The organism is Pedobacter sp. 01T416_2 (assembly GCF_056398925.1).
Genome location: NZ_JBFTQI010000401.1, coordinates 1 through 5,306, shown reverse-complemented (window position 1 = coordinate 5,306; position 5,306 = coordinate 1). Strand labels below are relative to the sequence as shown.

Sequence of the window (5,306 nt, the reverse complement as noted above, 5' to 3'; positions counted from 1 at the left end):
CCATTGTTCTCACCCAGACCCATATAATGCAGAAGTCGATAATGACAAGTAATAATATTTTGGTCAAAAATTTCATTTGAATATTTACGAGTTGTAGTAAAACTACTATTTACTTTTATTCCTATCTAGATAATTCTCAAATACCTTCCCAATTATTCGGTCGATATTTGTGCTGTCTGCACCATCCCAGTACCACTGTACCTCTGATTCATTGAGATCACTTTTCGCAGAGTATAACAAATAGAAATCCATGTATTTTTTTTCCATATCTAACGCAATGCAGATGTCTTTGATTTCTCTAAGAACTGAAAGATATCTGGTTGGCTCATTTATAGTAGTTGAATAATGTAATAGACATAATTTGCAATCATCAATCCCTTGTCCTCATAGTCAAGATTAAGATCAGCGAAAACTTTATCTGTTAACCTTTGCATTTCAAACTGATGGTAGGGGCTGGTCATTCCTGCAAGCATATAAAGATTATCAGATTCATAGCCTGCCTGAATCATTTCCAAAGCCCAATCAATCCAGGCTTCATCAATATCTTCGTTAAAGGCCTTTTTCATTAAGACCCTGTAAGTTGAAATAACTTTATGGGGAAAATTAGTCATAAGTTACGTTACCAGAAATGACAAATTCTTCTTCGTTGGTATGCTCGTTTATTATGCTTCCGTTAACACCCACAGAATAATATTGCTGTAATGGTTTAAAGGTTTCGTTCTTCATACTTGGTGTGAGCATCAAGATATTACTGGAAAATGTTCTCCCTTTAATGCGTCGAGTAAGCCGAACCTTGAGCTTATCACCGCCACGTTCGGAAACAATTTCACCGAAAAGGTTACCTTGGTTCCATTCACTTGGCTCTAGTACAATAATTCTTACGGTAAGTCTATTCATTGGCTTCTTTTAGTTAATCTTCTTTTCAACCGACATACTTATCCAGTAAATTCCCATCTGTCCCCTGTTATCCATTGTGCCTTTTGGCAACTGATTTTTAGGACAGCTTAAAATGGAAGTATCTACCCCTTTTACAAATGCAGTTAAGGCTTCAAGTTTATGTTCTGAAAATGGAAGTATAGTGTAATCCCAACTGGAATAAAAAGATAACATCCACTTAAATTCTGCATCGATTTTTCCATTGATTAAATATTGATCTAAAATGGAATACGATTCAGATACGGTTGCATTGTCAAGATCTTCAATTCCTGTATAACAACTCGGTTCCACCAGAGCGTACCAATTTAAAAATATCATTCGCTTTAAGATCTCAAGCTTTGCAGTTTCATTATCAATGCGAAAATACAGTTCAAGATAAGACTTATGAATATTTCGATACTGCTCGAATATTTCTTCTGCGGAAAGTTTTTTAGTTACAAAATCCATTGTTCCATTTTGAGATTCAGCATAGTCCCAAATTTCTACTTCTCTATCAGATAAAATGTCGATTTCGGTTTTCATGGTATAATCGCTCTTTTCAGTTACTGGGCTCAATTATTGATATCTTCAATAAAACCAAATAGGTTATATGTTAAGTAACCTATTAACTTGCTTCCACTTCGGATCAAAATCTATTTCGTAGGTGAAAGATACCAATCTGTTTTCTGCAAGACTAACCTTTCTTAAAAATTGCTCGATAGGTTCATTCTTTTCCGAATAACATTCGATTTCCATTCCTCTGTCTGATACCAGCCTGGAAACCAAGTGGCAAATGCATATCCTCTTCAATTCATCTGAAAAGAAATCCTCAATTGTACCCATATCCAAGTCGGGATTATTCTCGGCAACTTTACCAGTGAGATCAATACTTATCCCGATATGATAAGGGCAAAATCCTTTGAACTCGTACTTTCTATATGATTTATCAACCCAGCCAGTGCCTAGCTTGCCATTTTGCATGGTTAACTTTAAGAGGGTAAAAGAATGTTTCGGATATATCTGATCCKAATATTTTACCATCTCCCAATCAACAACAGGAGGTTTGTTTCCAAAAAACTTGTTTAAAAAGTTCACTTTTTTAGGGGAGTATTGTTAGTTACGAGGCTTTTGCTTTTCGTCGTTGATCCTCCTGTAAAGCAGTTTAACTATCCAATCAAGTTCGCTCTGCTCACACCAATATTCACTAATATGTCCATAAGTCTGGTATGTTGATACGTTAAAGCCTTCCTCAATGTCGTTGTAATAAACTACTGCATTACCGAGGATTGCTACAACCCAAAATCCTCCGCCCTCGTCTCCATATTCGGTTTCCTGCCATTTACTGGGCTTGATTTTTATGAGATTCCAGAAGCTTAATATTTGACCACTCAGTTTTAATTCTCCACGTATGATTCTTGTATCTAACTCATCTATTGAAATAGGTGTCCACATGTTAAGCATTTTAGCAGCAAGCATAACAATTTTCTGAAGTATCCAACTCCATAAAATTTCCGGATTGCTATTGTTCTACATCAAAATTATTTATTTTTTTTATTGGTTGGAGTCTTCAATAAAGCAAATTTCCAATTTTCCCTTTTGGCGTTACTTCTCCGTTTTTGTACTATTCAGCTAAACATACACAAATTTGATAGCTTTTTACAACGATATTCGATCAGGTGTTTCCAGCTTAGCAATAGAATAATTCCAGTTCTCAATGCCCTTAATCTTTAATGCGATCTTGGTCCGCTCTTCCAGAAAATTTATTAAAGTGCTAAATTTTATTGTATTTGAATTAGGCAGGATTCTTGTCATCTGACTTAATACCGKTCTTCCAAATTCTGCTTTGAAATTTTTAAGAAAAATATAACTAGCTGTTCTAGTTTTTCTAATTGCCCTACAGAGTTAATATCTGTCAGTCTACTATTGTTGTCGATCTGGATCTTTTTCAAATTAACCAATCCCTTCAGGTCGGACTAATTATGTTTTTTACTGCTGCACTATTCAGTTATTTTGTGAGTAGTAAAAAAGAAAGCAGCTAGTTAAATTTATAAAAACACTAATTCATACCATTCATTTATACCTCTTTTTTAAGAATAAAATTATAAATCGAGCTTTGCTGCTTTTAATACCTTAGCTTTAGCAACTTACTACCGAATATTACTCAATCTTTAAAAGTAAGCTTATACTTAATTCTATTTAAAATAATGCATTTAAGTATATGAAAAAGGACGATTCTGCCAAATTGATTATTGCAAATAAAGAAATTGCTTCCCAGTTTAATGAAAACGAAACACTTGCCGCCGAATTGGTTATCGCCAATAAGGAACTTGATTTTCAGAATGAAGAGAAAGAAAATCGTGCTGCTGAATTGATCATAGCCAACAAAGAACTTATTTTTCAGAATGAAGAGAAAGAAAATCGTGCTGCTGAACTGATTATTGCCAATAAAGAACTTGCCTTTCAAAATGAGGAGAAAGAGAATAGAGCAGCTGAATTAATTATAGCGAATAAGGAACTTATTTTTCAGAATGAGGAGAAAGAAAACCGTGCTGCCGAATTAGTTATTGCCAATAAAGAATTGGCTTTTCAGAATGAAGAAAAAGAAAAACGTGCTGCCGAACTCATTATTGCCAACAAAGAACTTATCTTTCAAAATGAGGAGAAAGAAAAAAGAGCTAATGAGTTAATTATTGCCAACGAAGAGCTTGCCTTTCAAAACGAAGAAAAGGGCAAAAGAGCAGAAGAATTAAATATTGCCAATAAGGAATTAGCATTTCAGAATAAAGAAAAAGAGAAACGAGCAAACGAGTTACTTACTGCTAATAGAGCGCTTAAAGTTGCACAAGATAATATACGTAAGCTTAATGATGAATTGGAACAAAAAGTAATTGAACGTACTGCCCAATTAGAAGCGGTTAATAAAGAACTAGAATCTTTCTCCTACTCTGTATCTCATGATTTACGTGCACCAATTAGAGCAATTAATGGTTACACTAAAATAATAGCCGAAGATTATGGTGATAAATTTGATGCTGATGGCATAAAAATTCTCCAATCGGTAATGAACAACTCCAAAAAAATGGGCGAATTGATTGACGATCTGCTTGCTTTTTCAAAATTGGGAAGAAAATCTGTGGCTTTTGCCGATATAGATATGGTTGAGCTAGTTTCTACGGTAAGGGAAGAGCTATTATTTGAAGGAGATGGAAATATTCCTGATTTTAAAATTGCTGCTTTACCGGCTGCCAAAGGAGATAAATCATTAATTAAACAAGTTTGGGTTAACCTCATCTCTAATGCCATTAAGTACGCTAGCCATAAAAAAAACACAACAATAACAATAGACTCCTACACAAAAGATAAGCTGAATGTTTATTGTGTAAAAGATGAGGGAGCTGGATTTGATATGCAATATTATGATAAGCTTTTTGGTGTTTTTCAGCGATTACATTCTCAAGAAGAATTTGAAGGTACCGGAATAGGTTTGGCTATTGTACAAAAGATTATCAACAAACATAATGGTACGGTTTGGGCAGAATCAACACTAAATATAGGCAGTTGTTTTTACTTCAGTTTAAATCATACCACCAATTAAATAAAAATATGGATTACGATAACGTTGAAATTTTATTTGTAGAAGACAGTGTAGATGATGCCGCATTAACCATAAGGGCATTAAATAAAAGTGGTTTTACCAACAAACTTTACCATGTTAAAGATGGTGCAGCTGCATTAGATTTTATTTATTGTAAGGGTGATTTTGAAAACCGCAAACCAAAAGAGTTTCCAAAATTAATACTATTGGATCTTAAAATGCCAAAGGTATCAGGTATACAGGTACTAGAAAAGCTTAAATCTGACCCAGAAACAAAGTCAATCCCAATAGTAATGCTCACTTCTTCTAATGAAGGGCCTGATATTGAAAAATGCTTTTTACTAGGTGTAAACAGTTACATTGTTAAGCCTGTTGATAGTGATAATTTTTTTAAGGCCATTAAAGAAATTGGCTTATACTGGATGATAACAAATCAATCACCAAACTAACAGTTGCTTCAAATGTTAACTAAGCTTAAAATTCTTATTGTTGAAGATAATCAAAGTGATGCCGATTTACTGAAACGTGAACTAAAGAAAGCGGGATTGGATTTTATTGATGAAATTGTTCAAACACGTGTAAGTTTTGAGTATGCCTTAGTTAATTTTAATCCAGATATTATTTTATCAGATTATTCACTTCCATCTTTTGATGCAGTAACTGCTTTTAGGATTAAGCAGAACAAAAATGCGCACATACCTTTTATAATTGTTTCTGGCATTATTGGCGAAGAAAATGCTGTAGAACTAATTAAGGATGGTGTTACTGATTACGTTTCTAAAGCTAAGTTATTTAC

Annotated in this window: 8 protein-coding genes; 3 read left to right on the top strand and 5 right to left on the bottom strand. The window is 33.9% G+C overall.

Translation table 11 applies throughout. The features are described from left to right. Positions 1–329: 329 nt before the first annotated feature. The 5 genes from AC1DPQ_RS16525 to AC1DPQ_RS16505 all read right to left on the bottom strand — a co-directional run bounded on the left by AC1DPQ_RS16525 (position 330) and on the right by AC1DPQ_RS16505 (position 2,367). The gene (locus tag AC1DPQ_RS16525; protein WP_477585018.1) at positions 330–566 is read right to left on the bottom strand and encodes a hypothetical protein; all 237 of its coding nucleotides are present in this window, start codon (positions 564–566) and stop codon (positions 330–332) included. Between the two features lie 37 nt (positions 567–603). After that, positions 604–897, bottom strand: coding sequence for a hypothetical protein (locus AC1DPQ_RS16520; protein ID WP_477585017.1), 294 nt, complete (start codon positions 895–897; stop codon positions 604–606). Between the two features lie 9 nt (positions 898–906). Beyond that, positions 907–1,458 (bottom strand): hypothetical protein, encoded by a 552-nt coding sequence (locus tag AC1DPQ_RS16515; RefSeq protein ID WP_477585016.1) that lies wholly within the window; start codon positions 1,456–1,458, stop codon positions 907–909. A gap of 63 nt (positions 1,459–1,521) precedes the next feature. Continuing rightward, positions 1,522–1,896, bottom strand: a complete 375-nt coding sequence (locus AC1DPQ_RS16510; RefSeq protein ID WP_477610276.1) for a DUF695 domain-containing protein — start codon at positions 1,894–1,896, stop codon at positions 1,522–1,524. 132 nt (positions 1,897–2,028) lie between these two features. Beyond that, the gene (locus tag AC1DPQ_RS16505; RefSeq protein WP_477610275.1) at positions 2,029–2,367 is read right to left on the bottom strand and encodes a hypothetical protein; all 339 of its coding nucleotides are present in this window, start codon (positions 2,365–2,367) and stop codon (positions 2,029–2,031) included. A gap of 766 nt (positions 2,368–3,133) precedes the next feature. Here AC1DPQ_RS16505 and AC1DPQ_RS16500 point away from each other — a divergent pair. The 3 genes from AC1DPQ_RS16500 to AC1DPQ_RS16490 all read left to right on the top strand — a co-directional run. After that, on the top strand, positions 3,134–4,510 hold the full coding sequence (locus tag AC1DPQ_RS16500; RefSeq protein ID WP_477610274.1) for a sensor histidine kinase: 1,377 nt from the start codon (positions 3,134–3,136) through the stop codon (positions 4,508–4,510). An 8-nt stretch (positions 4,511–4,518) separates the two neighbouring features. After that, positions 4,519–4,959, top strand: coding sequence for a response regulator (locus tag AC1DPQ_RS16495; protein WP_477585870.1), 441 nt, complete (start codon positions 4,519–4,521; stop codon positions 4,957–4,959). 12 nt (positions 4,960–4,971) lie between these two features. After that, positions 4,972–5,306: response regulator (locus tag AC1DPQ_RS16490; protein ID WP_477610273.1), on the top strand; the 335-nt coding region annotated here is incomplete at its 3' end.

What these genes read in the sequence shown, in the direction of transcription:
- AC1DPQ_RS16525 (WP_477585018.1), bottom strand. Translation starts at nt 566, where the DNA reads ATGAAAAAGGCCTTTAACGAAGATATTGATGAAGCCTGGATTGATTGG.
- AC1DPQ_RS16520 (WP_477585017.1), bottom strand. Translation starts at nt 897, where the DNA reads ATGAATAGACTTACCGTAAGAATTATTGTACTAGAGCCAAGTGAATGG.
- AC1DPQ_RS16515 (WP_477585016.1), bottom strand. Translation starts at nt 1,458, where the DNA reads ATGAAAACCGAAATCGACATTTTATCTGATAGAGAAGTAGAAATTTGG.
- AC1DPQ_RS16510 (WP_477610276.1), bottom strand. Translation starts at nt 1,896, where the DNA reads ATGCAAAATGGCAAGCTAGGCACTGGCTGGGTTGATAAATCATATAGA.
- AC1DPQ_RS16505 (WP_477610275.1), bottom strand. Translation starts at nt 2,367, where the DNA reads ATGTGGACACCTATTTCAATAGATGAGTTAGATACAAGAATCATACGT.
- AC1DPQ_RS16500 (WP_477610274.1), top strand. Translation starts at nt 3,134, where the DNA reads ATGAAAAAGGACGATTCTGCCAAATTGATTATTGCAAATAAAGAAATT.
- AC1DPQ_RS16495 (WP_477585870.1), top strand. Translation starts at nt 4,519, where the DNA reads ATGGATTACGATAACGTTGAAATTTTATTTGTAGAAGACAGTGTAGAT.